The following is a 25,311-nucleotide window of genomic DNA, read 5'->3' on the forward strand; positions in this document are numbered from 1 at the left end:
TACCAGGCATAGTAGGGGCCGGGTCCGACAACGGAGGGCGGGGGAGCGGTTCCCCGGGCGCACTCCGCGTGAGACACGGGGAGAAACGGGCACAGATGGCATCTCGGCGGGACCAACTCAACGCCTACACCTTCGCGAAGCGCCGCATGCTCGCGTCGTTCGTGCAGTCGTCACCGGATGCCTCGGACGAAGGGGCGCCGCGGCCGCTGCGCGCCGTCCTGCCCGGCGCGATCGTCGGCGTGGTCGTCCTGGCGGCGTTCGGGGCCTGGGGCATGTTCAAGCCGACGGCCCCGCAGGGCTGGGACACTCCAGGACAGAAGGTGATCATCGCCAGCAAGTCCACCACCCGGTACGTGGTGCTGACGACGGACCACAAGACCCAGCTCCACCCGGTCCTCAACATGGCGTCGGCCAAGCTCGTCCTGAACACTCAGAGCGATGTCGACGTCGTCACCGTGGACGAGTCGATCCTCGACAACGGCAAGATCCCGCACGGCGTCACCATCGGCATCCCCTACGCCCCCGACCGGCTGCCCTCCGGCCAGGAGGCCGGCGCGGCCAAGCGGTGGGCCGTCTGTGAACGCCCGAGCGGCAGCGGCAGCTCCATCCAGAAGGCCGCCTTCGTCCTGGCCAAGCGCGACCAGCAGAAGACCGAAGGTCCCGACGCGAAGCTGCGCGGCGGTGAACTCCTCTACGTCGCCACGCCGGACAAGAAGCAGTACGTCGTCGACGCGCAGGGCTGGGCCTACCAGGTGAAGGCCACCGACCCCCTGCTGCTGCAGACCCTCGTCGGCGCCGACCGCAAGCCGCAGCAGGTCACCGACGAGTGGATCGCGACCCTGCACCAGGGCGACCCGATCGACTTCCCGCCGATCACCGGCACCCCGAGTGCCCCGGCCAACGCCCCCGGTCAGCTGGACGGGCAGGCCAACCGCGTCGGCATGGTCCTCCAGGCACCGGTCAACGGCCAAGAGCAGTACTTCGTCGTACTGCCCGGGCGGGTCGCCCCCGTCTCCGACTTCGTCGCCCAGCTGCTCCTCGTCAGCAAGGACCTCGTGAAGCTCGGCCAGGCCGGACACCCGCAGGAGGTCAGCGCAGGCGCCATCGAGCGGGGACAGCCGTTCGCCTCCGCGCACAAGTGGCCCACCGAGAAGCCCAGCGCGGTCAACGACGCCTCCACCACCACCGGCAGCCGCAACACCGTCTGCAACGTCCTGGAACACGTCGACTCCGGCAGCGGCCGGACGACCCTGAGCACCTGGGCGGGCAAGGACTTCCCGGCGGTCCTGCCCACCGGCTCCACCAGCGCGTACGTCACCGCGGGCTCCGGCCAGCTCTACCGCCAGTTCCAGGGCTCGGCGACCAAGGACGGACCGCTCTTCCTGGTCACCGACACCGGCCTGCGCTACGCCCTGCAGTCCAACGACGACAGCGCCACCGACGACAAGGGCATCGGCCTCACCGCCAAGCAGCGCAAGGAGCTCCAGCAGGAGGCCAAGCTGGCGCAGACCCGCCTCGGCTACGCCGACGTGGCCCCCGCCCCCGTCCCCGCGGCCTGGTCCGAGTTCCTGCCGACGGGCCCCCGCCTGTCGACGGCGGCGGCACGCCAGCCGCAGGGTTCGTGAGGGCTGCGCCGATGGCCACGACATTCCGCACCCGCACCATCCTGGCGACGACCGCCGCCACCCTGCTGGCCACCGTGCTGTCGGCGCCGGCGGCCACCGCGGACTCCGGCTCCGACCAGTGCACGTTCTCCAAGACCAACCACAAGTACGCGGGCACGCCCTGGGCTCTCCAGCGCGTCAACCTCGACGAGTTGTGGAGCCAGTCGAAGGGCAAGAACGTCAAGGTGGCCGTGATCGACACGGGCGTCGACACGACCAACCCACAGCTCACCCACGCGGTGAACGGGTCCCTGGGCGTGAACCTCCTGCCCCCGAAGGACAGCAAGCACCAGCCGGTCGAGGGCGCCAAGTCCAAGCCCACCACGGACACGGTCGGCCACGGCACCCGCGTGGCCGGCATCATCGCCGCCCGCCCCATGAAGGGCACGGGCTTCGTCGGCCTGGCCCCCGAGGCCACCATCATCCCGATCAAGCAGAACGACGCGGAGGGCCACGGAACGGCCACCACCCTCGCCAACGCGATCCAGCACGCGATCAAGGTCAAGGCCCAGGTCATCAACATCTCCCAGGACACGGCGAACGCCGTGACACCGGGCGACGACCTGCACAATGCGGTCAACGAGGCCCTCAACGCAGGCATCGTCGTGGTCGCCTCGGCCGGCAACGACGGCCTGGGCGGCAACGTCAAGAAGACGTACCCCGCCTCCTGGGACGGAGTCCTCGCCGTCGCCGCCTCCGACCGCAACAACGAACGCGCGGCCTTCTCCCAGTCAGGCGATTTCGTCGGCGTAGCCGCCCCTGGCGTCGACATGATCTCCACGGTCCCCAAGGGCGGCCACTGCTCCGACAACGGCACCAGCTTCTCCGCGCCGTACGTGGCCGGCGTGGCCGCACTCATCAAGGCCAAGCACCCCAAGTGGACGCCCCGCGAGGTCGTCGCCCAGATCGAGCAGACAGCGGAACGCTCCATCGCCGGCCACGACCGCCTGGTCGGCTGGGGCGTGGTGGACCCGGTCCGCGCCCTCACGGAGGACGATCACCCGATCGAGTCCCCCCGCTCAGACGCAGGCCTCACCCATGCGGAGGCTCCGACCCCGGCGAAACTCACTCTGGGCGAGACCCCCCAGCAACGCACCGCCCGCATCGCCACGTACGTGGCCGTGGGCGTGGGGGTGCTGGTGGCGGGACTGAGCGGGGGAGCGGTGGCGGCGCGGGACGCGCGCCGCAGGCGCCGAGCCCTGGAAGCCCGGACATGACGTCGATGACCGTCCTGCTCTTCGCCCTGTCCGCCGCCCTGATACTGATGGCCTGTGCAAAGGCGGACCGCGTACGAGCCTGACGCGAATCCCTCAATCCCTCGGCCCCCGAGGATCCGGCCGACTTCGACGGCGATTACGCCCTGAAGATCGAGGATGAGGTCACCCGAAACGGGGGCACCCACACCCCTGACTCGGGCGTGGATGCCACGCTCACCGGCCCGGCGACGTTGAAGCGCCTGGGAGGCATCAGGAGTCGCCAGCGACACGGTGACGGAACCTGAGCATCGCTCTGCTCACCGAGGCCCATGATGTACACGGGTCTGAACTTGGGGACCCGCTTTGGTCTGCTTCGACAGACACAGCGGTCTGAGGCGGGTCAGCCGACCTGAGGACTGCCCTTCGGTAGGCCGTCCGCGCCGTCACAAGTCCACAGTTTCTGAGCCTCAAGCCGAAGGGTATCGGCTGCGAGCGAAGCCATCTTCTGGATTACGGCCCGGTCTGTCGTCTTCTGGTAGGTGATATCGACTTCTACCAGCGCCTTTGTTTCGTCTTGCACGGAAGAGCAGTCGACAAAGAGGTAAGTGGTGTCCCCCTCGTGGAACCCCTTGGCCTCACCGAGAGCGATCCGAGTGGCGCCTTTGGAACTCGCGTCGCGAGCCACGTCCTTCATGGTGTAGTCCGATCCGGCATAGAGGCTGTGCTTGATCGTTACCGACTTCCCCCCGCCGTACACCTTGCATGTTCCGGGTACCTTTGAGGCGCTCCCCCCTTCTGGGTTGAAGGTGCCGGTATGCCATTCCGCGAACTGCTTTCCCTTCGCTGGCAAGAGTGCTTTCACATCCGCTCCCGGAAGAGCGCTTTCGCACACATGCGCCGGTACGGCGACGGTGGCCTCTTCGGACGGCCACATCTGCCAGGCCGTCACTCCGGCCCCAGCGAGGACCCCCATGACGGCCAGAGTGATCCACAACGTGAATCGTGGGCTCCGCTTTTCAGTCGCATTCACGAGCTACTACTTCCCTGTTCTCTGGCGCCCCAGACCGTAGGAATCTTCGATCTCTCGCTTGGCGGCCAGGGCCTGACTATTCGCATTGGTCTCGTTGTAGCCAGCTTCCTTGGCGGCCGTGTACGTGGCGTCGTAGATCGACTGTGCTGAACTCGCCCGCTGTTGTTCCAGGAATACATCCCGATCCTTCAGGGCTTCAGGACTGGAATCCTTGGTGAAGTTTTCTACGACCGATTCCTGGATGTCCTCCACCACCCAACCGGCCACCTCACCGCCCACCGGAATCTTGCCGATGCCCATCCCGATGATGCGCCCAGCCCACTTGTCGGCCGTGGCAACGCCTTCATTGAATTCCGCGTCCTTGGCGATTTTCTCGTCAACGACTGCCTGCGTGCGGGATTCCGCCATGATGCCGGCGATCTCACCCCCGGGGCTGACCCGGTTGGCGATTTCCGGAGCCAGCTCCTTGTATTTATCGGCATTGTGGAATGCGTCGTTGACGAGGTCCGTGGTCACCGACTCCTGAGAAGTGACGATGGCCCCGTAGGCATCGGGATCCTTTCCGACCGCTCCCAGGAAGTTCTTGAGCACACCGGGCGAAAGACCCTCGGGGTTGGTCTTCACGTCGAAGTTCCCGAGGTGAGCGTCGGCCCCATGGGTTCCCACCACGGTGCCCCCGTCCCCCATGAACGCCCCCTGCACATCCCGCATGTAGTCGGCGGTGATGTTTCCAAGGCTGTCACGCAAGGGTGAGTCATCCAGGTCTTCGGCGTTGGTGCCGTAACGCTCGACGAGTTTGTGGAAGATGTCGGCTGCCTCCTTGGAGTGCGGCGGCGACACGGCGTCACTTCCATAGGGCTGGCCGGTGGTCGCCGCCTCCAAGGCGTGGCCGAGGGCGTCAGGGCCGTAGCCCATGACCGTCTTGGCCTTGTCCTCGTCGGCGAGAACATTCGCGCTGTTCGTATCCGCCGTCCACTCGAAGTCCTTGTCGGTGAGCAGGTCGAGATACGAGTCGAAGCCCAGCTTGCCGTCCTTCTTGACCGTGCCGTCCTCGTTGTACGCGGTTGGCGGCTGACTGAAGAACTTCTCCGAGGCCTCGGGGCTGTGTCCCAGTGCCTCCAGGACACTGTTGAGTGGTTCGTTGCCGGTGCCGAGCTCGCCGGAGGGGTTGAAGCCGTAGGTGTCCGGATTGCCTGTCGGCTTGTTCGACAGGAAGAAGTACGGGTCCTTCTTGTGGAGCTGGGTGATGTGCTCCGCGATGGGGTTGAGGAACCGCGAGTCGTAGTTGCCGTAACGCAGCAGACCACCGAGCACCTGGTAGCCGTACGGCTTGTTCCACTGCCCCCTCTCCCAGCCGATCTGTTGGGTGCCGAGGCGGCGGAACTCCGCGCCCCAGTTGTCGGAGAGATGGTGCTTGTGGTCCGGGTCCGTGGCGTTGGCGAGGGTGTATCCCATGACCTTCTGCAGGTCCTGCACTTCGTTGAGCCGGGTCTTGGTCGCGTCGCCGCTGGTGCCGTCGATCGACACCTCGGCGTAGAACTGCAGCGCCTTCTCCGGCCCTCCGAGTCCCTGATAGAACTCGGTGGCGAACTCGCCATCCTTCTCACCGGAGTTGAAACGCAACAGCTCGTTGAGCTCGCCCAGCTCGGCGTCGGACATCTTGTCGCCCTTGCGCGCCAGCTCCACGGCCCGTTCGACCTCGGCGTCGTTCAGGGACTCGTACTTGCTGTGGCCCGCGTTGCAGGGATCGTTCCCATGGCTCCTCGCCAGCGCCCGGGCGACCGAGGCGTCGATCTCCCCGGCGTGGGCGAGGATCCGGTTGATCCGGTCCTCCAACGCCTGTTTCTGGTCGAGCTGTTCCTGGGTGCGCTCGTCGCTGTCGCCGCGAATGTGAGGGAAGTAGGAGCGGACCTTTCCGTCGCCGATGTCCTCGACACGGACACCGAGTTGCGGGGCGTCCACCTGGACGGCGGTCTTCATCTGCTTCTGCAGCGACTCGAGCTCGGTGTGCCCGTCCTCGAGCACCTGGTAGATGCTGTTGGCCTCGGTGTGGAGATCCGAGACCTCCTTGGCGGTCTTGGCGACGAACTCACGCGTCACCGTCGCGTTCACACCGGCCCACTTCGCCGAGTCCGACTTGGCCTGCATCGCCGTACGGGCGCTCTCTGCCGACTTCTTCAGGCCGTCGACGGCCTTCTGCCAGTCCGACACGGCGGTGGCGAGCTTGCCGAGGTCGACCTCAACGAGATCCGTGAATGTGAGAGCCATCGGAGGTGCTCCTACTTGAAGTACTCGTTGAGCTGCGACACGGACACGGCTGAGCCGTCACGGCCACGCAGCACGGCACCGATCTTGGCGTCGTCCTCCGCGTGCAACTTCTGGGTGTAGTCCAGGTGGTCGGAGATGTGGGCGCATGCCTGGAGTACGGACTTCACCTGCGAGGTCCACATCTCGACGGTGGTCTCCAGGGCGCTGCCCGTCTGGAACCCGTGCGACTTCAGAGTCGCCGCGGCCTGCATCGTCGAGCCGGTCGAGCCCTTGCCGGCTCCGGCGGCAGCGATGTCGGCCTGACTCTTTACGTCGTCGTAAAGGATGTTTGCCTCATGCCCGACGGCACCCAGGTCGTCCTGGTGAACCACCAGGTCTCCGGTCCCGCCCCCTCCGCCGTCCGCCGGTAGCTGGTTGAGGCGCATATTGGGCGATTTACCCTCGACCGCCCGGGCCTTGAGTTGCTCCCACTCGTCCCATGCCATGGAAGGACCCCTTCCCCCGTGCGTGGATACTCCGGTGCCGGGTCAAGTTAGCAACCATGGCCAGGGAAAGACTGAGTCATGTCCGTTATCTGTTGTTTGTCTGCTGTGAAGATTCGCGGTAGGCGTACGGACGTTGACGGGTGCGCCGCGTTGCGGGCGGGAACTCGCGCCCTTCCGATCCGCGCCTTCCCTGCTGCTGCCCCTCGTCGTCGATCGAACTGTTCGGTAACCCGGCGACCGGTCCTTCATGGGCTGGTTTTGTGGTTGCAAAGACCCCGTCCCGGTGGTGCGCGAAGCTTGGGTCGCTGGACGCACGTGAAGTTTCTGCGCAGATACGGGGTGCACTTCCGCCGTTATTGACCGCCTTGTCGGTCTTGGGTGGCTCCGGACTCGGTCACTTCGGGACACCTTTGCAACTGAACCGTCGCAGAGCTCAGTTGGCCAGGAATTGCACAGTGACTACAGTGGTCAGGGATAGATCCGGGGGTGGGGTAGCCCGCTGCCCGGTCTGTTGAGAGCTGTACGAACGGGGAAACGGGGGAGGGGTCGCGGTGAGTGACGGTGGCGGCTCGAGTCTGAGGCGCGGCGCCGAAGCGCTGTCGAAGTTCAGCGATGGGTTGACCAGCGCGCTGACGTCGTTCAAGGAATCCGCTGGGAGCGAGTCCAGTCTTGGGCGCCACGCGCTTGGTCGTCCGTCGTTCAGTGGTACGGGGATTCCGTTCTCGGAAGCGGACGACCTGCAGGGGCAGTACGGGCGGGTGCATGACAGCCTCATGCACATGTCGCAGACCTTGGGCCTGCACATCGAGGCTCTGCAGTTGGCGGCGCAGGCGGCCGATGCCACGTACAACGGCTCGGAGGACGAGGTGCGGCGTCGGTTCTGGGAGATCAAGACCCAGATTGACGAGGAGTACCAGAAGATGCACCCGAAGGAGCACGAGCAGCCGCGGAAGGACACGAGGCAGCACACCGACGACAAGGCCTCGGGGGTGAGCTCCAGTTGAGCGACAACTGGCAGGAGGAGCCCCAGTACAAGCGCGGCTTCGAGCAGGTGCACCAGCAGTCCGGTGCGGCCAACACGCTCAGTGTGGTGGAGAACTTCTTCAGGAGCATGCCGTTCGGCGGCAGGACCCAGTTCGACGACCGCGATCTCAACGACATGATCGACCTGGTCGAGCAGGCCAACCCTGAGCATCTAGAGATGGCCGGCAAGGCCATGTGGGATGCCCGCGACGCCATCAGTGACGCCGCCAAGGACCTGCGTAAGTACGTCGATCAGGTCGACTGGGAGGGTGAGGGCGCCACGTACTTCCACAAGTACGCCAAATCCCTCCTCGACTGGGCCAAGGCGTTCGAGGACTTCGCTCATAGTGTCGGTACCGAGATCACCACCGCCGCCACCGGCCTGGCCTCCGTGCACAAGTCCATGCCGCGCGAGCGGGACACCCGGCCCGCGGGTGAGCAGACGCGGCCCTGGCACTTGCCCAAGGCCAAGCAGGTGGAGAGCAACCCCGACTACGTGGCCGCACAGCACGTCGAGAAGAACCGGCAAGAGGCCATCAACCAGGTGAACCGGTTGGGGTCCTACTACTCCGTGGCCTCAGGGGTGTTGAAGGCGCAGCAGGCGCCGTCCGTGGGGGAGATCCATGAGATGCCGGATCTCGGGGTGCCTCGGTATTATGCCGTGCGCGACGAACAGCGGCGGCACGCGTACAGCCCCGAGACGTCGACGCCTACAGCTGCGGTCCGGCGAAGCGTGGCGGAAGGCCATGGCACGGCGCCTGTGGTCCATGGAACTGAGACGGGCGGGGGCGTACCGCCTCTCAAGGAAGTTCACGAGCCCAGCGGGCATCCGGGCCACGATGTCGGCACGGAAATCAACACCGTCGGCACGCTGCCTCCTCCGGCACACACCACACAGCCTGGACCTTCCACGCCTACCCTTCCGACCACCGGCGGTGCAGGTCACACGCCTCCGCTGCCCACCGGACCGATGGCGCCTCCGATCGCGCCGACCGTCGGGCGCACCCCGGGCTATGGCCCAGGCGGTCGGCTCCCGATTTCGCCTCAGGGCCGCACCGGTCCTTCGGGCACCGCAAGGGGGCGAGTGCCGCAGGAGCCAGAAGGGCAAGCGGGTCGCTCCGCTACCGGCGGCCGTGTGCAGCAGGGGCCGATGGGGCAGGCTGCTCGCGCCACGGGGCGTACGTCGACTCCGGCGGGCCAGTCAGCTGTGCGCGGCTCCACTCAACAGGCCGGACGCTCCCCTCTGGGGCGAAGCATCACCGGTGGAACACCGAGGACGGCCAACACACCTGGTGGGCGTGCCGGAGTCACCGGGCCCACCAGCGCAGCGCGCAATGGTGTCGTGGGTGGCAAGCCTGTCACGGGTCGTACGCCGGGATCGGCGTCCAATCCTCGTGTCCCGCGGGGTATGGTCGTCGGCGCCGAGGAGCCGGTCTCCTCGACGCAGCCGAAGGGTGCTCTCGGGCAGCGAGGAGTCGTCGGCGCGCCTGCAGCGAAGGCGGACACCGGCACAGGCCAGTCGGCGCTGCGTTCGGCAAGCAACCCCGAGGGCGTGATCGGTGCGCCCCGAAACGCCGCCGGCTCAAAACTCCAAGAATCCGAGGCCGGCGCCCGTGGCGCAGGACTCGGCCGAGGCGCGGTCGGCAACCGCCAGAGCGCGAATGGTGAGACCGATCGCGATGGCGGCCCTGCTGGGAAGCAACAGCGCGGCCCGTCGCAGAAGCAGCGGCGTGATGCGCCCCAGAAGCGTGACTGAACACAAGCGAGGACGTACACAGGCATGAAGCCAGGGACCGGTCGACGTGGCAGAAGTATTGCCCTCCCGAAGAGGCGCAATGTGAGACGTCTGGCAGCAATGTGTTCGGCACTGGGCACATTGCTCATCGCGTCGGCCGGGCTGGCTCCCGGAGCTGCGGCAGAGGATATTCAGTCTAAGCAGTGGTATCTGAATTCCATGGGTGCCGATGAGATATGGAAGTACAGCACCGGTAAGGGGGTTAAGGTCGCCGTTATTGACTCGGGTGTGAATCCAGCGACCTCAACGCTCAAGGGTCAGGTGCTGGTCAATCAAGTGCCGAAGTCTGTCGCGTACAAGGCGGCTGAGGATAATGACGGTCATGGCACGGGAATGGCCGAGATTATCGCCGGTACGGGAGCGGGCGGCGGTGTCAAGGGCCTGGCACCGGGAGCGAAAATCATTCCCTACCATGTCCAGCAGACGACGGATCGAAAAGACGACGATGGGAAGTTTGCGAGTCTTGCCGACGTGATCCGGGCTGCAGCTGACACCGACGTCAAGATCATCAATATGTCTTTCGGTGGGCCGTACCCCGATTCCACCGAGGAAGACGCCATCAAGTATGCCGCCTCCAAGGGTAAGTTGATGTTCGCTTCCATCGGTAATGATGGAGAAAAGGGAAAGGCTGAATATCCGGCCGTTTACCCGTACGTCGTCGGTGTCTCCGCCATCGACAAGTCCGGGACGGTCGCCAAGTTCTCCACGAAGAGCAACTATGTGGACTTCGCGGCCCCGGGGGTCAGTGTCCCCGGCTGGTGTGATGGCAAGTTCACCGAGTACTGCGACACCGACGGAACCAGCCCCGCCACCGCCCTCGCCTCCGCCTCCGCCGCCCTGGTCTGGTCGGTTCACCCCGACTGGACGGCCAACCAGGTCCTCCGGACGCTCCTCGACACCGCGGGGCGTTCCTGGCCGAAGGACAAGCCCAGCACGTACCTCGGCTATGGCGCCATCCGCCCGCGTCGAGTGCTCATCAACAAGAACATCGATCCGGGCCCGGCCAACAGGGATCCCCTCTACGCCGAGAACGGAACGGACCCGAACGAAGACGTCACCGCCACTCCGAGCCTGTCGGTCGCGCCCTCTTCCGGGGCGACGGCCAAGGACTCCGGTTCCACCAGCGGTGCCACCTCCGCCGCCGCGAAGGACTCCGGCTCCGGGAGCAACACGACAACCTGGGTGATCATCGGCGCCGTTGCGGCCGTACTCGTCATCGGAGGCGCCGGTTTCGGCGTGCTGCGGGCACGTCGTAACGCCTGAGTGGTCTCCCGCACACCTGCTCACTCGCCGAGTGAGCAGAAGTCCGCTTGCCGTCAGTGCTGACGCCAGAAATCAGCGCACGGCAAGGTCAGTTCACAAAGAAAGGCATCGAAATGGCGACAGGGCGTCAGAAGGTAAGTGACAAGGACATTATCGTCCTTGAAAAGGAGCTTCTGCACCGCTTCGAGGGCATCAAGGGCCAGCTGAAGGAACTGCAGGCCATCATCGACAGCCTCGAAGGGCACTGGAAGGGCATCGGCGCCGGCGCGTTCAACACCAAGCAGACCGAGATCAACGAGCGCATGGTCCGGATCGGCAACATCCTCGCCAAGTTCATCGAGGCCATGAGCAGCACCCGGAAGATCAAGGACGGCACCGAAGACGAGGTCCGCTCCCAGGTCCAGGGCATCGACGTGAACCTCGGCGGCTCGCACTCCGCGCTGTCCAGCTACTGATCCCGGCCAGGCTACAACTTCTCAGCAACGGAGCAATCATGGGCGTCAACAACAGCGGCGAGCTCGAAGTCACTTACTCCGGTCTCGACGAGACCGCCACGCAGCTCGCGAACCACGCCAAGCGTCTCGAGGAGAGCCTCGAGGCCATCAAGCAGAAGGTCGCCGGCGTTGCCAGCATGTGGGAGGGCGAGGCCCACACCGCGTACACCGAGCAGCAGGCAGCCTGGGACCGTGAGGCCCACGGCATCCACGAGGCCCTGATGGCCATCGGCAAGGTCGTGCACGCGGCCGGCGGTGACTACCAGGGCGGCGACAAGAAGGCCGCCAGCTACTTCATGTAAGGCTCGCAAGCAGAGCCGACGGGCAGGAAGCAGTACCGGGGTGGGCACGCACGGGAGGTGCCCACCCCCCTGCCATGCTCGGAACCGATGCAGAAGAACTGAGGAACAGGACAGGGAATCGTGCACGCCACGGGTGGTGCCACAGGTGTGGTGGGTACAGGAGGGCAGGACCGGGCCGGTAGATCTCGGCACGTCGGTCCGTACACCCTCATCACCGCCTTGGACGACCCACGTACCAAGGTCCCCGTCCCCGAGCGGCGGTACATCGCCCGCAGCGCCGATGGACAGCACACCGTCCTGCTCTCCCTCCCACAGCCCGGAGGGGACCCCCAGCGTTTCCTCGCCGAAGCCGAGGCCTCCCGCTACCTCCTCGGCCCCTGCGCCGCCCCAGCTACCGCGCTCGCCGGTCCGGGCGAGCCCGCCTGGTACGTCGGCCCGTACCTGCCCGTCCTGCCGCTGCCGACCGCCCTCGCCGTCCACGGCGGGCCGCTGCCCGAGCGGACCGTACGCGCGCTCGGCGTGGCTCTCGCCGAGACGCTGGCCATCCTGCACGGGCAGGGACTGACCTTTGCCGGTGTGTCACCGGCGTCCGTCCTCCTCGCCGCCGACAGGCCCCGTCTCTCCTGTTTCGGCGCGGTGCGTGCGGCCGCCCCGGACGGTACGTCCCGCTCCGGGTTGCCGGGGCTGGAGGCGGGCAGTCTGCCGCCGGAACAGGCGTCCGGCGGACGCCCGCGTCCCCTCGGGGACGTCTACGCCCTCGGCGCGACGCTCGCCTACGCAGCCACCGGCCATACGACGCCCGAACGGGACGAACTTCCCGCCGCCTTCCGCACGGTCATCGCCCGCTGCCTGTCGCGCGACCCGAGCGCCCGCCCACAACTGGCGGAGTTGATCGATGCGTTGTCCGCCGACACGGGTGTCGAGACCGGCGCCGGAGACGGTTCCGCCGTTCTCCTCACCCCCGGCTGGCTCCCCGGCCGTGTGATTGCCGCCCTCGCCCATCAGTCAGCCGCCGTCCTCACCGCGGAGATCTCCTTCGAGGCGACGCCCGCACCGCCCACCAGCCTCCTCCCTCACCCGGACTGACGACGGCCATGCCCTCCCCTCTCACCCACGACGACCCTCAAGCGCTCGGCCCGTACCACCCGATCGCCCGCCTCGGCAGCGGCGGCATGGGCACCGTCTACCTCGCACGTACCGCCGGCGGCCGTACCGTCGCACTGAAGACGATGCACGCTCGCATCGCCTCCGACCCGGCCTTCCGTACCCGGTTCCGGCTTGAGACGGACGCGGCGCGGGTGGTGGGGGCGCGATTCGGCGCCGGGGTCGTGGACGCGGATCCGCGGGCGGAGACGCCGTGGTTCGCCACCGAGTACGTGCTCGGGCCGCCCCTCGACGAGGCCGTGGAGGTGTGCGGTCCGCTGCCCGAGGCGTCCGTACGGGCGCTGGGGGCGGCACTGTGCGGGGCGCTGGGGCAGCTGCACGCGTCCGACGTCGTCCATCGCGACCTCAAGCCGTCCAACATCCTGATCACCGCGTATGGGCCGAAGGTGATCGACTTCGGTATCGCGCGCGCGGCCGGGGACGACCACCTCACCCGGGTCGGGGTCGCCGTCGGCACCCCCGCCTTCATGTCGCCGGAACAGGCGAGCGGGCAGGAACACACGGCCGCGGGTGACGTCTTCGCGCTCGCCGGGCTGCTCGTCTTCGCCGCCACCGGGCGTCCGCCCTTCGGGCACGGTCAGGCGGCGGATCTGCTGTACCGGGTGCAGTACACCGAGGCTGACTTGCGTGGTGTGCCCGACGACCTGGTGCCGGTCCTCGCGCAGTGTCTGGACAAGAACCCGTTCCGGCGTCCGACGACCGGTTGGCTCGCCTCCCAATTGCACGACGGAGGAGGCGAGTTTGCCGATCATCTGCCGGACGCGCTCCTGGCCGACATCGCACGGCGGGCCACCGAAGTGTGGCAGATCACGCCGCAGCGGCTGCCCGCTCCGGCCGATGAACCGGTCACGGCTGCGACCGCGGGCCCCGTACGGTGGTCCCGTCGTCGCCTCCTGCTCACCGGCACAGGCGCGGTGTTGGCCGTCTCTGGCACCGGGGCGGCGGGGGCATGGGCCTTGAGCGAGTTGGGCGGAGGCTCGAAGACACAGCCTGCCCCTGCACCCAGCAACAGTCTGCTGCCGAAGAAACAACTGGACTCCCTCTGGCAGATCCAGGTCGCCGACCCGGAGACGTACCTCACCGTGGACGGCTTGGAATTCCTGCCGGCACAGTTGCACGCTGTTGCCAACCTGGTGGTGCTGGTGGCAGGGGACAGCCTGAACGGTGTCATCGCGCGGACTGGCGAGGTCGACTGGAAGTCGGACGACACGGTGTACACCTGGCAGGTCGCTTCCGACGGTGATCGCGTCATCCTGGTCACCGAGGTGGACGACGGCTACATCGGACGCTCCGTCGAGGACGACGCATCCCATGCGAACCCGCTGGCCCTGGCCTCGGTTGACATCCTGACCGGCAAGACGGGGAAGCCTTTCGTGTACTTCGCCGACCTCAATGCCCTCCCGGAGAATCAGGCGCTGTGCATCGCGGACGGGGTGCTCTATCTGGTTGCCGGTCGCGGCAAGTTCTCGCAGGGCTTCCTGGCTTCCCAGTCCTGGTACGTGCTCGCGGTTGACATCAGCACGGGAAGGCGGCTGTGGACGGCACCGCTGCCCAGACGGCGCCAGGACTCCTCGCAGTTGTACTTTCTCGGTGCCGGAGTCGCGGGGAACCGTCTCGTGGCGCTCCAGGAAGCGAACGACGGCAGCGTGCATGCCGTCGTACGCGACACCCGTACGGGCACGGTTCGCTGGGACCGCAAGCTCGACAGGGTCGCTCCGGACCAGGTACGGCAGTCTCTGGTCACCGACGCGCAGCACCTGTACGTGGGCGCCGGCCCGCTCCGGGCTCTGCGGCTCGGTGACGGCAGCGTGGCCTGGGACTCCACGTCCGAACGGCCGGGCCGTACCTACGGCCTTCCGGCGCTCAAGGACGGCTCCCTGTACGCCGTCGAAAAGGGGCTCGGACTCGTCGCGTTCGACCCGGCAAGCGGGCGCATCAAGTGGCAGGAAAAGGGCGGCCAGGCAGCGAAAGCGGACCTGAAGACCGCGCCGGTGGTCGGCTCCGACTACGCGTACAGCAAGCGAGGGTCACGGCTGTGGGCCACCGATCTGTCCTCCCATGCCCCGGCCCACTCCTACCGGACCACCGGCGACTGCTTCATGATCCATGAGAAGGCGGGGGAGATCATCGCACTGGGCGGCCACTTCCTCGCGGCCTTCCCGCTGCGCTGAGCCGACCGGTGCAGAGAAGAGAAAGCGACAAGCGATGAGACCCCTGGGGACCGGTGATCCGATCCGGCTCGGCCCGTACCGGCTGCTCGGTGTGCTGGGCGAGGGCGGGATGGGCAAGGTGTACGTGGGACAGGACCACACGGGCACCGTCGCCGCCGTGAAGGTACTCCGGCCGGAGCTCGCCCATGACACCGGCCTCTCCCAGCGGTTCCTACGTGAGGCGCTGGCGGCACAGGCCGTGCGGAGTCCCGGGGTTGCGGCGGTCCGGGGTGCGCAGACCGAGGGTGGACGGCCGTGGATCGCCACCGAGTTCCTGGCCGGGCCGACCCTGGACCAGATCGTGGACCGGCTCGGCGCGCTGGACGACGCGAGACTGCGCGCCCTGGCCGTCTCCATCGCCCGTACCCTGCGCGACATCCACGCGGCCGGATTCGTTCATCGCGACCTCAAGCCGTCGAACATCGTGCTCACCTCAGACGGGCCGAGGGTCATCGACTTCGGCATCGCACGGCCCGAGCATGGTCTGACGCTCACCACCACCGGGCAGATCCCGGTCACTCCGGGGTACGGCGCCCCCGAGCAGGTGCTCGGCCAGCGTGTCACCCCGGCTGCAGACGTCTTCTCCCTCGGCGCCGTACTTGTGTACGCGGCCACTGGTCACCGGGCGTTCGAAGGCACACACGTTGCCGCCGTCCAGTACGAGGTCGTCCATGGTGAACCGCGTTGGCACGGCCTCTCACCCGAGCAGCATGCCCTGATCGCCCCGTGTCTCGCGAAGGAAGCGGCAGGGCGGCCCACGCCCGATCAGATCGCCGGGGCCTTCGCGCTGCCCAAGAAGTCCGGCACAGTGTGGAAGCGTGGGCCGGTGGCGGATGCGATCAGGGAGCGGGAGCGTGAGATACGCGAACTGACCGCGCCGCTGCTGGCGACGCAGACCGGGACGGAGCCGAGTCGGCGAAGACTGCTCACCGGGATCGGGGCCAGCGGCGCGCTGCTCGTGACGGGCGGTGGCACGGGGTGGTGGCTGCTGCGTGACGGTGGCCAGAGCCGTAAGGACCTGTTCACCATTCCGCCCGCGGTGAAGACACCGGCCGCACGCATCCTTTCCGCCGACGAAGGCGACTACATCGTCGGTGAGGCGGTGAAGCCGCTCTGGGAGAGAAAAGGGGCGGTGGGAACCGATTCGCCGGCTCCCCTGTCGATCCGGGACGTCATCATCGCCGGAACCATGTCCGGCGGGATCGCGGCGTTCAACGTCGTCGACGGCAAACGCCGCTGGCAAGCCCCGGACATGGTGATGACGAGCCGCTGTCTCTCACTCTCCGACCGCCTGCTCGTGGCAGCCGACAAAGAAGGCACGCTGCACACCTTCGTCCCGTCCACAGGTGAACCCAAGTGGACGGCGAAGGCCGACGCCAAGGCGCTGCTGGCCGCAGACGAGGAGGCGGTGTACGTGCTGACAAAGGACCACCGGCTCCGCTCGGTGGGGCAATCCGATGCGAAGATTCGCTGGACCGCGTCGATACCGGAGCAGTTCAGGACCAGCGTCTACCCCCAAGGCGCGGCGGACAGCGGAACACTGGTCGTGACGACCACCAGTGGACACGCCGTGGCGGTCAGCACGAAAACTGGCAGCACTTTGTGGGTGTTGTACAACCAGGCGAGGAAAAGGCAGCTCGTGCCGTCGGCTCGGAGCGGTGTGGTCTACCTCAACGGAAAGGCACTTACTGCTCGGAGAACCTCGGATGGCAAGGAACTCTGGCAGGTGACGAACAAATACGCGGACCCGCCGGAATGGGGTCCTGCCCAACCGTTCGGTGACTCCGTTTATTCGACCATCGGCGGCATGGCCGAGCGGTTCGACATCCGCAAGGGCACCGAGCGGTGGACGGCTTACCAGGCCAGCCCCGGTCCGGTCCTGGTTCAGGGTAGCGGTGTATGGGTGCTCAACGACGATGGCAACGGCATCACGGTACGCACCTACAGCATCAAGGACGGCTCGGAGATCTGGAACTACAGCTTCCTCTCGTTCTTGGGTCTCAAGGTCGCGGTCAACCTGGCGGTCGGCGGCAATCGAGCCTTCGCCACGGCCAACGGTTCCCTGATCGCGTTCCCAGTCTTCTGACCACGCCCATCCAAAGCACCGAATCCGGCGGTCGATCAGACCACCGGATTCGCCGTATGCACGGACTCTGAGTGAGAACGTCAGTACTCCACATCCACCAACCCGGTCTGAACCGACGGCTTTCGCCTCTTCCGGGAAACGAAGACCCCTTGCCCCGCTGGCATCGGAGGCAGCCGTACCCCACGCATGACATCCCCTTCCGCGGGATCGCCTGCAAGGATCAGCCCCTGGGCGCCGAGTTCCTTCATGCGCTGCATGCACGGCCCGGTCGTCGATGACTACAAAATGGTGGGGGATTTCTCCGTATCGACGTTGCCGAACCGCAGGTGGATACGATCACGACCGTCGAAACGCGCGACGATCTCCCGGTACTTCGTCAGCCGTCCTTGTAGCGGGGAAGCTCCTTGGGAAAGCCGCGGGAATCCTTGCACTCGGCCAGTTTGTAGGCGTGCTGGGTGAGTTGATAGGCGAAGTCGGTCAGGGCCTGGCGCAACGGCACGCCCGTGGCCTTGGCGCGTCCATAGACCCGGGTCTCACCGATGACCGCGTAGGGCTGGGAGGCGTCGTGCTCGGGGAGCCTGCGCGCGTCTTGCCGCTGGGGTCGGAGTTCCAGTCGGGACGGGTGTTGCCCATGACGGTGAAGGTGCCATGGCCGGTGTCGACGACGGTGAGGTTCTTGTTCTCGGCTCGAGCGATGGCCTCGGTCAGCTGGGTCCGGTAATCGACGAGTTCGCCGCGGGTGTCCTTGAGGATCTTCGTGATGGAGTCCGCCTGCGTATGCGCGTCCGCGAACTCACGGGCGGTCTTGTCGATGAACTCGCGGCTCACCTGAGCGTTGACGCCAGCCCAGTTGGCCTTGTCGGCCCGGGATTTGAGGTGGTTCTGGGCGTCCTCTTTCAGGGTCGCGAGCTTCTTGGTCATCTCCTCCCAGTCGGTGATGGCCTCACCAAGCTGCGAGAAATTGCCGTGGCGCAGGTGATTGGAGATGTGCGCGCAGGCATCGAGCAGGGTCTGCACCTGGTCGACTCAGTGCTCGGCGACATGATCGAGGGCTGCCCCGAGGGCGAAGCGCTCGCTCTTCAGCCCTCCGATCGCCGCGAGGTCTTTCTGGTGGACGGTGAGGTCACCGCATGAGTTTCCCCCACCTCCGCTGTCCGCAGGCAGTTGATTCGACTGCATGTGTGTCGACTGACCCTTTGCGGCCTCTGCCTTCAGCTGTTCCCACTCGTCCCATGCAATGCGTGTGCTTCCTCCCCGTTGTCCCGCCCAGAGGCGGGACACTCGTCAAGCCACCAGCTGTTGATGCGACCTCAGTACTCCACATCCACCAACCCCGTCTGAACCAACGGCTTCCCCCGCTTCCGGGACACGAAGACACCCCGTCCCGCAGGCATCGGCCGCGGCCGTACCCCGCCGAGGATGTCGCCCTCCGCCGGGTCGCCCGCCAGGACGATTCCCTGGGCGCCGAGTTCCTTCATGCGCTGCATGAACGGCTCGTACGACGCCCGGCCGCCGCCCGCCGACGAGCGGGCGATGATGAAGCGGACGCCGACGTCACGGGCGAAGGGCAGCATTTCCGTCAGGCCGCTGAGCGGGTTGCCGCTGGACGTCGAGACGAGGTCGTAGTCGTCGATGACCACGAAGACCTGCGGGCCCCGCCACCAGCTGCGTTCCCGCAGCTGCTGTGCGGTGACGTCGGCCGTGGGGGTGCGGCGCTGCATGAGGTCGGCCAGGGCCGCCATGTGGTGGTCCATCTGGCTCGACATCGGGATGTACTCGGCCAGGTGCGAGGCCGGGGTGATGTCCAGCAGGGAGCGGCGGTTGTCCACCACGAAGAACTTGGCCTCGTCGCCCCCGTACTGCAGCGTCAGCTGCTTGATGAGCAGCCGCAGCAGGTTGGACTTGCCGGACTCGCTCTCGCCGAAGATCAGGAAGAACGGATCCTGGTCAAAGTCGACGAACACCGGCTCCAGGTTCTCCTCGTCCAGCGCGAAGGCGATGCCCCGCTTCGGGAAGCGGTCGCCTGGCGGGAGTTCGACGGCCTCCAGCTGGCGCGGCAGCAGCCGCACCTTCGGCGCGCCTGGCGCCTGCCAGTGCCGGCCGACCTCGGTGGTCAGTGCCGCCGTGGCCTCGGCGAGGTCGGTGTCGGAGGTCAGGCCGTCGATGCGCGGGACTGCAGCCATGAAGTGCAGCTTCTGGGGGGACAGGCCGCGGCCGGGGACGCCCGCGGGGACGTTCACCGCCACCTTGCGGTCGATCTCCGAGTCCATGACGTCACCCAGGCGCAGCTCCAGGCGGTTCATCAGGTGGTCCTTCAGGTTCGCCCGGACCTCCATCGAGCGCGACGCCGTGATGATCACGTGGATGCCGTAGCCGAGACCCCGGGCGGCGATGTCCAGGACGGCCGACTCCAGCGCCTCGTAGTCCGTGCGGAAGTTGCCCCAGCCGTCGACGACCAGGAAGACGTCACCCCAGGGCTGGTCGGTGACCGAGATGTCGCCGCGCGCCCGGCGGGCCCGGAAGTCGGCGATGGACGCGATCCCGGTCGAGCGGAAGTACTCCTCGCGGCGCGTCATCACGCCGTAGACCTCGGAGACCGTACGGCGTACCCGCTCCGGGTCCAGGCGGGAGGCGACGCCGCCCACGTGCGGCAGGTCCTGCACCGCGGCCATACCGCCGCCACCGAAGTCCAGCCCGTAGAACTGCACCTCGTACGGCGTGTGCGTGAGGGCGAAGGAACAGATCAACGACCTCAACAGCGTCGACTTGCCGGACTGCGGGCCGCCGATGATCTGCATGTGGCCCGCCGCGCCGGAGAAGTCGAGCATCAGGCGGTCGCGACGCTGCTCGTACGGCTTGTCGACGAGGCCGACCGGGACGATCAGACGGCCGGCGCCCTCGTAGTTCGGCTGGGTCAGGCCGCGGCCCTGCACCGCAGCGAGGCCGGGCAGCAGCGCGTCCAGCGACGGCGGGCTCTCCAGCGGCGGCAGCCACACCTGGTGCGCCGCCGGACCCTGGGCCTCCAGCCGGCGCACGATCACGTCGAGGACCGTGTCGGCCAGGGCGTCGTCCACGGCCGGCGCGGACTCCGTGCGCTGCTGCGGCACGGCGGTGTACTGCACGGGCACCTCCGCCGCCGTGAACAGCACGGGCCGCCGGTCCACCGGCAGCGGCCCGCCTCCGAGCGCCGCCCGCTGCGAACCCGTGCGGTACGTGCCGGAGACGTACGCCGCCTTGAACCGGACCATCTCGTCCGTGCCGAACTTGAGGAAGCCGGAACCGGGGACGTTGGGCAGTTCGTAGGCGTCGGGGACGCCCAGGGCGGCGCGCGACTCGGCCGCGGAGAAGGTGCGCAGACCGATCCGGTACGACAGGTACGTCTCCAGGCCGCGCAGGCGGCCCTCCTCCAGGCGCTGCGAGGCCAGCAGCAGATGGACGCCGAGCGAACGGCCGATGCGGCCGATCTGCACGAACATCTCGATGAAGTCCGGCTTGGCGGTGAGCAGCTCGCTGAACTCGTCGATCACCAACACCAAAGAGGGAATCGGCTGCAAGGGCGCACCCGCCGCGCGCGCCTTCTCGTAGTCGTGGATGTTGGCGTAGTTGCCGGCGTCGCGCAGCATCTCCTGGCGCCGGTTGAGCTCGCCGCGGATCGAGTCACCCATGCGGTCGACCAGGGTCAGGTCGTCGGCCAGGTTGGTGATCACGGCCGCGACGTGCGGCATCTGCGCCATACCGGCGAAGGTGGCACCGCCCTTGAAGTCCGCGAGGACGAAGTTCAGGGTCTCCGAGGAGTGCGTGACGGCGAGGCCCAGCACCAGGGTGCGCAGCAGCTCCGACTTGCCGGAACCGGTTGCGCCGACGCACAGGCCGTGCGGGCCCATGCCCTCCTGGGCGGCCTCCTTCAGGTCCAGCATGACCGGGCGGCCGTCCTCGCCGAGCCCGATGGGCACGCGCAGGCGCTCCGCCAGTGCGCGCGGCCGCCAGGTCCGCTTGGTGTCGACGGACGCCGCGTCCCCGAGGCCGAGCAGGTCCGTGAACTCCAGGTTGGCGAGCAGCGGTTCGTCGTCGTCGCCGCCCGAGGCCATGCGCAGCGGCGCCAGCTGCCGGGCAAGGGCCTCGGCGGACTCGTACGACAGGGCGTCCGGACTGCCTTCGTAGACCTCGCCGTGCCCGGACTCCAGGCGCAGCAGGCCCGGCTGTACGACGACGGACAGGTCGCCGCCCGCTGTCGTGAGCTCGCCCGGCACCACCTCGACCACGGTGACGCCCTGCAGGCCCTCCGGATTGGCGAGCACGGAGTCGGGCAGCAGCGACAGGTCGTCCAGGACGAGCACGATGTGCGGTTCGTCCAGCAGCGGCGCGGCGCCGGGGTGGAAGCGCGGGCGGCCGGTCAGCCGGGTGGACAGCAGGTCCTCCAGCTCGCGGGTGTCGGCACTGATGAGCCGGCGGGTGCCCGCGCCGTCCAGGACACCGGGGGCCTGCACATGCGGCAGCCACTTCGCCCAGTCCCAGTGCGGCAGCGCCTCCCGTCCGGCGGCGACCGCGATGAGCAGGTCCTCGGGGGAGTGCAGCGAGGCGAGCGAGCCGACCAGCGCCCGGGCCGAGGCGCGTACCGACTGCGGCTCACCGCTGACCGTGACGTGGTAGAAGGCGCGCAGCGAGACCGCCATCGGCAGGTCGCTGAGGGTGCTGTGCGCGGCGAGGAAACGCTGCATGGCGCCCGCGGTCAGCGGCTCCAGTTGCTCGACGGGGCCCGTCTCCGGCGGCACCAGCGACGTCGCGAGCGGCTGCGGGCCGAGGCCGATGCGCACATGTGCGAAGTCCTCGTCGCCGGGCCGCCGTTCCCACACCCGGCTGCCCTCGGCGACCAGCGCCCACAACTGCTCGGGGGAGGGGTGCAGGTAGTACTGGGCGTCGCGCTGCGCCTTCGCCGTCTCCACGGCGGACTTGCGCGCCTGCGAGAGATAGCTGAGGTAGTCGCGCCGCAGGTCGGCCAACTGCCCCTGGGAGCCGCGGCGGAAGCGGACCACCATCGCGATGGACATCCCCACCGTCGAGGCGATCATGATCATGCCCATGATCTTCATGAACGGCTGACCGTTCGTGAAGAAGAAGACCACGGAACCGCCCATGCCGAGCGTGGGCAGCAACTGCATGAGCACGCTCTCCTGATGCCCCCGAGGCAGCTCGGGCGGCGGCTGGACAGCGACCGCATCCGTGGGCACTTCGGACGGAAGCGCCCGAGGGGGGCGCTTGACGACAATCTGGCTCACTGCTCACCAATTCCCTTGCCCGACCCAGGCTTTCCGCCCACCGCCCCGTGTCCGGCGGGCGCAGGCCGCCGCGTGATCCTACTGAGTCCACGGCGCACCGGTGAGCGGTAGGGTGCCGGATGTTCGCGTGAGCACACGCCGAGCAGGCTGGACATAACGGGGCAACCCACCTGATGCCGGAGCGGAGCAGCCCCGGAACCAGGCGCTACGGCACCGGTGTCGCCGCTGTTGTGGAGGGCGCGGAGTGCACCGGCACGAGACCTTCACGGACTAGACGCACCACCACCACTGAGTACGCAGCAGAAACACCACCACTGAGGGGGAGCAGCAGGTGAGCATGACGGCCACCGCCACCGGCGGACCCGGGACGGGAGCGGCTTCCGGGTCCGGCACGGAACTCGGCTTCTGCCGGGTGACCATCGTCGCGCCGGACAGCCGCATCGACGTGGCACTGCCCGACGACGTCCCGGTCGCCGACCTCTACCCGGAGATCCTCCGGCTGTCCCAGCAGAGTTCCGACGCGGGCGCCCCGGTCGGCTACCACCTGGTCCGCACCGACGGCACCGTGCTGGACAGTTCCCGCTCGTTCGCCGCCCAGCGCATTCTCGACGGCGAACTCCTCACCCTGCGCCCCTTCGCGGAATCCCTGCCGCCGGCCGTCTTCGACGACGTCGCCGAGGCCGTCGCGTCCGCCGTCACCAAGCAGCACACCCTGTGGAGCGGCGAACTGACCCGGGCCGCGGGCCTCATCGGCGGCGGGGTGCTGCCGGCGCTCCTCGCGTTCGTCGCCTGGACCGCCGACCCGCGCCACGACATGCACGGCCTGGCCGGCATCCTCGCCGCCGTCACCGGCATCCTCCTGGTCGTGCTGTCCGCGGTACGGGCGCGCGTCTACGACGACCGCGGCTCGGCCGTCGCCCTCGGCCTCGGCGCCCTGCCCAACGTCGGCGTCGCGGGCAGCGGGCTGCTGGCGCTGACCGACGGGCAGGGCATCGGCAGGCTGCAGTTCCTGCTGGCGTGCGCGGCCGTCCTCGTCGCCGCCCTGGTCCTCACCCTGAGCTCCCCGCACGGCGACGGCCCGTTCGTGGCCTTCGTGTTCGCCTCGGCCGTCGCCCTGGTCGTCGTCTTCGTCGCGACCCTGGTCCATTGGTCCCCGACCGAGATGGCCGGCCTGTGCGCCCCGGTCGCCGTGGGCGCTCTCGCCTTCCTGCCGGGGATGTCGATGCGCTTCGCCCGGCTGCCGATCGGCTTCGAGGCCCCGAGCAGCGCGCCCCGTCCCGCCTACGGCACCGAGGCCGCCGCGCACGAGCCCGTGGACACCGAGCGCATCGAGGCCCAGGCCCGGCGCGGCCACGAACTCCTCGTCGGCCTCGTCGGCGGCTGCGCCCTCGTCGCCGTCGGCGCCGCCGCGGTGCTCGGCTTCTCCGACGGCATCTGGGCCCAGCTGCTCGCCTTCGCGACCGGTGTGGCGATGCTGATGCGCGCGCACCTCTTCCGCTACACCGCCCAGGTGGCCTCCGTCCTGGCCGCGGGCCTCGGCTCCCTGGTCCTGCTGGGCCTCGGCCTCGCCCTGAACCCGCCGCAGTCGGTGATGCGCGCGGCGCTCACCGGCAACCGCACCGATCTGGACATCCGGACCATCTGGCTGATCGCGGTCATCGCCGCGGCCACCGCCCTGGTCACCGCTCTCGGCCTGATCCTGCCGCGCGGCGGCCTGACCCCCTTCTGGGGCCGCTTCCTGGAGATCTGCGAGGGCTTCGTCCTGCTGACGCTGATCCCGCTGACCCTGGCCGTGTTCGACGTCTACGCGACCGCGCGCGCGATGACCAGCAAATAGCTCTCAGGTATGACACTGGGCCCCGGCTCCATACGGAGCCGGGGCCCAGTCGATCCATCACTGCGCGTCGAGCCCCCCGTTGTGCGGCATCGGCTTCAGATCGAACTCCCCGTCCCGGGCGCCCAGCACGAACGCCCGCCACTCCGCCTCCGTGTACCGCAGCACGGTGTCCGGGTCGAGGGAGGACCGCATCGCGACCGCCCCTTCGGGCAGGTACGCGATCTCGACCCGCTCCTCGTGCTCCTCCGTGCCCGGCGCGCAGTGCCACTCGACGCCCGAGATGTCGAGCGCGTACAGCTCGTCGCGCTCGCGTTCCTTGCGCGCCTTGATCTCCGCTTCCGTCTCCGCCATCCCGAAGCGACCCCTTCCCGACATACGTACGATCAGCACGCCCACCCTAGTGGCCGACGCCTGCGCGCCCGGGCTGTTCCGGAACGCGGGAGAAGACGCCCGTCGCCGCCTGGTACGCTGGTCGACGGCCGTTTGTGTACGCACCCCCGGAGCCCCCGCAGGTAGCACTGCAGGTTCTGGAGGCCGCGCCCAGCGGATCCCAGCCTCCCGAGTTACGGAAGCTCCCTCGAGAAGTAGACCGGGGGCACTCGATGGCACTCACAGACTATGAGGAGTACGCGTGTCGCTCGACGCCGCTACGAAGAAGCAGATCATCGCCGAGTTCGGTACCAAGGAGGGTGACACCGGCTCCCCCGAGGTCCAGGTCGCCATGCTCTCCCGTCGGATCTCCGACCTGACGGAGCACCTCAAGACCCACAAGCACGACCACCACTCCCGCCGTGGTCTGCTGATCCTGGTCGGTCAGCGCCGTCGCCTGCTGCAGTACCTGGCGAAGAAGGACATCCAGCGCTTCCGTACGCTGGTCGACCGCCTGGGCATCCGCCGCGGTGCGGCGGGCGCCAAGTAGGACGCCGTGAAGGGGAGCGGTTCCCGGAAGGACTCGGGGGCCGCTCCCTTTGCCGTATGCGGGGCGTCGCCCTGCGTACGGAAGCCCCCGTCGTTCGTGCGGAAACGTGCGGAGTGTCACTCACGCTTTGTAGTGTGGTAGCACAACGCAATACGGACGACACAGCACGATAAAGATAAGGAGAAGTGCACCTCGCCGCCGCCGGTCCTCGGTAGTGGCCCCCGGGGGAAAGCGAGCCCCGGGTGCTTCGATCGAAGACCGGCCCGCACAGCCCGGCGCACTTCTCCGCCACCGTCCCC

The 25,311-nt window shown here is 67.9% G+C and carries 18 protein-coding genes and 2 pseudogenes; 12 read left to right on the forward strand and 8 right to left on the reverse strand.

Annotation, left to right across the window (positions count from 1 at the left end):
• The first annotated feature begins 95 nt into the window (after positions 1-95).
• Entirely contained in the window at positions 96-1,625 is a 1,530-nt protein-coding gene (eccB, locus tag AQI88_RS37520) for a type VII secretion protein EccB (RefSeq protein ID WP_067008852.1), read from the forward strand.
• A gap of 11 nt (positions 1,626-1,636) precedes the next feature.
• Positions 1,637-2,881, forward strand: coding sequence for a type VII secretion-associated serine protease mycosin (gene mycP / locus AQI88_RS37525; protein ID WP_067008855.1), 1,245 nt, complete (start codon positions 1,637-1,639; stop codon positions 2,879-2,881).
• A 379-nt stretch (positions 2,882-3,260) separates the two neighbouring features.
• Here the strand turns inward: mycP and AQI88_RS46275 are convergent, their stop codons facing one another.
• The 3 genes from AQI88_RS46275 to AQI88_RS37540 all read right to left on the reverse strand — a co-directional run bounded on the left by AQI88_RS46275 (position 3,261) and on the right by AQI88_RS37540 (position 6,643).
• On the reverse strand, positions 3,261-3,833 hold the full coding sequence (locus AQI88_RS46275; RefSeq protein ID WP_159050491.1) for a hypothetical protein: 573 nt from the start codon (positions 3,831-3,833) through the stop codon (positions 3,261-3,263).
• A gap of 63 nt (positions 3,834-3,896) precedes the next feature.
• The gene (locus AQI88_RS37535; protein WP_067008861.1) at positions 3,897-6,158 is read right to left on the reverse strand and encodes a DUF6571 family protein; all 2,262 of its coding nucleotides are present in this window, start codon (positions 6,156-6,158) and stop codon (positions 3,897-3,899) included.
• An 11-nt stretch (positions 6,159-6,169) separates the two neighbouring features.
• A complete protein-coding gene (locus AQI88_RS37540) occupies positions 6,170-6,643 on the reverse strand; it encodes a hypothetical protein (protein ID WP_067008864.1) in 474 nt (157 codons plus the stop codon).
• Between the two features lie 551 nt (positions 6,644-7,194).
• On the opposite strand from AQI88_RS37540, the gene AQI88_RS37545 reads away from it, so the two are divergent.
• From AQI88_RS37545 to AQI88_RS37580, 8 genes are all read left to right on the forward strand, one after another.
• On the forward strand, positions 7,195-7,647 hold the full coding sequence (locus tag AQI88_RS37545) for a hypothetical protein (protein WP_107118779.1): 453 nt from the start codon (positions 7,195-7,197) through the stop codon (positions 7,645-7,647).
• Positions 7,644-9,422 carry a WXG100 family type VII secretion target gene (locus AQI88_RS37550; RefSeq protein WP_067008867.1) on the forward strand — a complete coding sequence of 593 codons (1,779 nt, stop codon included), beginning with the start codon at positions 7,644-7,646 and terminating at the stop codon, positions 9,420-9,422. Before AQI88_RS37545 ends, AQI88_RS37550 begins: the two co-directional genes overlap by 4 nt.
• A 99-nt stretch (positions 9,423-9,521) precedes the next feature.
• Positions 9,522-10,724, forward strand: coding sequence for a S8 family serine peptidase (locus AQI88_RS37555; protein ID WP_067008870.1), 1,203 nt, complete (start codon positions 9,522-9,524; stop codon positions 10,722-10,724).
• 113 nt (positions 10,725-10,837) lie between these two features.
• Entirely contained in the window at positions 10,838-11,179 is a 342-nt protein-coding gene (locus tag AQI88_RS37560; RefSeq protein WP_067008873.1) for a WXG100 family type VII secretion target, read from the forward strand.
• Positions 11,180-11,217: 38 nt separating this feature from the next.
• Positions 11,218-11,520 (forward strand): WXG100 family type VII secretion target, encoded by a 303-nt coding sequence (locus AQI88_RS37565; RefSeq protein WP_067008876.1) that lies wholly within the window; start codon positions 11,218-11,220, stop codon positions 11,518-11,520.
• Positions 11,521-11,640: 120 nt separating this feature from the next.
• Positions 11,641-12,606: a protein kinase family protein gene (locus tag AQI88_RS37570; RefSeq protein WP_067008879.1), complete on the forward strand. Its 966-nt coding sequence runs from the start codon at positions 11,641-11,643 to the stop codon at positions 12,604-12,606.
• An 8-nt stretch (positions 12,607-12,614) separates the two neighbouring features.
• On the forward strand, positions 12,615-14,855 hold the full coding sequence (locus tag AQI88_RS37575; RefSeq protein ID WP_079058059.1) for a protein kinase domain-containing protein: 2,241 nt from the start codon (positions 12,615-12,617) through the stop codon (positions 14,853-14,855).
• A 34-nt stretch (positions 14,856-14,889) separates the two neighbouring features.
• Positions 14,890-16,980 carry a protein kinase domain-containing protein gene (locus AQI88_RS37580; protein ID WP_067008882.1) on the forward strand — a complete coding sequence of 697 codons (2,091 nt, stop codon included), beginning with the start codon at positions 14,890-14,892 and terminating at the stop codon, positions 16,978-16,980.
• A gap of 376 nt (positions 16,981-17,356) precedes the next feature.
• On the opposite strand, the gene AQI88_RS48680 is transcribed toward AQI88_RS37580, so the two are convergent.
• From AQI88_RS48680 to eccCa, 4 genes and pseudogenes are all read right to left on the reverse strand, one after another.
• Positions 17,357-17,479: a hypothetical protein gene (locus AQI88_RS48680; protein ID WP_279616594.1), complete on the reverse strand. Its 123-nt coding sequence runs from the start codon at positions 17,477-17,479 to the stop codon at positions 17,357-17,359.
• Between the two features lie 86 nt (positions 17,480-17,565).
• Positions 17,566-17,967, reverse strand: a pseudogene (locus AQI88_RS37585) (hypothetical protein); the annotation flags it as partial.
• Positions 17,947-18,219 (reverse strand): annotated as a pseudogene (locus AQI88_RS49285) (hypothetical protein); the annotation flags it as partial. The pseudogenes AQI88_RS49285 and AQI88_RS37585, both read right to left, overlap by 21 nt.
• Positions 18,220-18,290: 71 nt before the next feature.
• Complete coding sequence (gene eccCa / locus AQI88_RS37590; protein ID WP_079058060.1) at positions 18,291-22,256, reverse strand: type VII secretion protein EccCa; 3,966 nt, start codon at positions 22,254-22,256, stop codon at positions 18,291-18,293.
• 337 nt (positions 22,257-22,593) lie between these two features.
• On the opposite strand from eccCa, the gene eccD reads away from it, so the two are divergent.
• The gene (eccD, locus tag AQI88_RS37595) at positions 22,594-24,093 is read left to right on the forward strand and encodes a type VII secretion integral membrane protein EccD (RefSeq protein WP_067008932.1); all 1,500 of its coding nucleotides are present in this window, start codon (positions 22,594-22,596) and stop codon (positions 24,091-24,093) included.
• Positions 24,094-24,150: 57 nt separating this feature from the next.
• Here eccD and AQI88_RS37600 read toward each other — a convergent pair whose 3' ends face one another.
• Positions 24,151-24,444 carry a DUF397 domain-containing protein gene (locus AQI88_RS37600; protein ID WP_067008891.1) on the reverse strand — a complete coding sequence of 98 codons (294 nt, stop codon included), beginning with the start codon at positions 24,442-24,444 and terminating at the stop codon, positions 24,151-24,153.
• A gap of 280 nt (positions 24,445-24,724) precedes the next feature.
• Between AQI88_RS37600 and rpsO the strand changes: the two genes are divergently transcribed.
• A complete protein-coding gene (gene rpsO / locus AQI88_RS37605; RefSeq protein WP_030583699.1) occupies positions 24,725-25,012 on the forward strand; it encodes a 30S ribosomal protein S15 in 288 nt (95 codons plus the stop codon).
• Positions 25,013-25,311: the final 299 nt, after the last annotated feature.

The sequence above is a fragment of the Streptomyces cellostaticus genome (genome assembly GCF_001513965.1).
Taxonomy (GTDB): domain Bacteria; phylum Actinomycetota; class Actinomycetes; order Streptomycetales; family Streptomycetaceae; genus Streptomyces; species Streptomyces cellostaticus.

Bases quoted from the DNA above. Each gene is read 5' to 3' on its own strand.
- eccB (WP_067008852.1), top strand. From the start codon at position 96: ATGGCATCTCGGCGGGACCAACTCAACGCCTACACCTTCGCGAAGCGC.
- mycP (WP_067008855.1), top strand. From the start codon at position 1,637: ATGGCCACGACATTCCGCACCCGCACCATCCTGGCGACGACCGCCGCC.
- AQI88_RS46275 (WP_159050491.1), bottom strand. From the start codon at position 3,833: ATGGGGGTCCTCGCTGGGGCCGGAGTGACGGCCTGGCAGATGTGGCCG.
- AQI88_RS37535 (WP_067008861.1), bottom strand. From the start codon at position 6,158: ATGGCTCTCACATTCACGGATCTCGTTGAGGTCGACCTCGGCAAGCTC.
- AQI88_RS37540 (WP_067008864.1), bottom strand. From the start codon at position 6,643: ATGGCATGGGACGAGTGGGAGCAACTCAAGGCCCGGGCGGTCGAGGGT.
- AQI88_RS37555 (WP_067008870.1), top strand. From the start codon at position 9,522: ATGTGTTCGGCACTGGGCACATTGCTCATCGCGTCGGCCGGGCTGGCT.
- AQI88_RS37560 (WP_067008873.1), top strand. From the start codon at position 10,838: ATGGCGACAGGGCGTCAGAAGGTAAGTGACAAGGACATTATCGTCCTT.
- AQI88_RS37565 (WP_067008876.1), top strand. From the start codon at position 11,218: ATGGGCGTCAACAACAGCGGCGAGCTCGAAGTCACTTACTCCGGTCTC.
- AQI88_RS37575 (WP_079058059.1), top strand. From the start codon at position 12,615: ATGCCCTCCCCTCTCACCCACGACGACCCTCAAGCGCTCGGCCCGTAC.
- AQI88_RS37580 (WP_067008882.1), top strand. From the start codon at position 14,890: ATGAGACCCCTGGGGACCGGTGATCCGATCCGGCTCGGCCCGTACCGG.
- eccD (WP_067008932.1), top strand. From the start codon at position 22,594: ATGACGGCCACCGCCACCGGCGGACCCGGGACGGGAGCGGCTTCCGGG.
- AQI88_RS37600 (WP_067008891.1), bottom strand. From the start codon at position 24,444: ATGGCGGAGACGGAAGCGGAGATCAAGGCGCGCAAGGAACGCGAGCGC.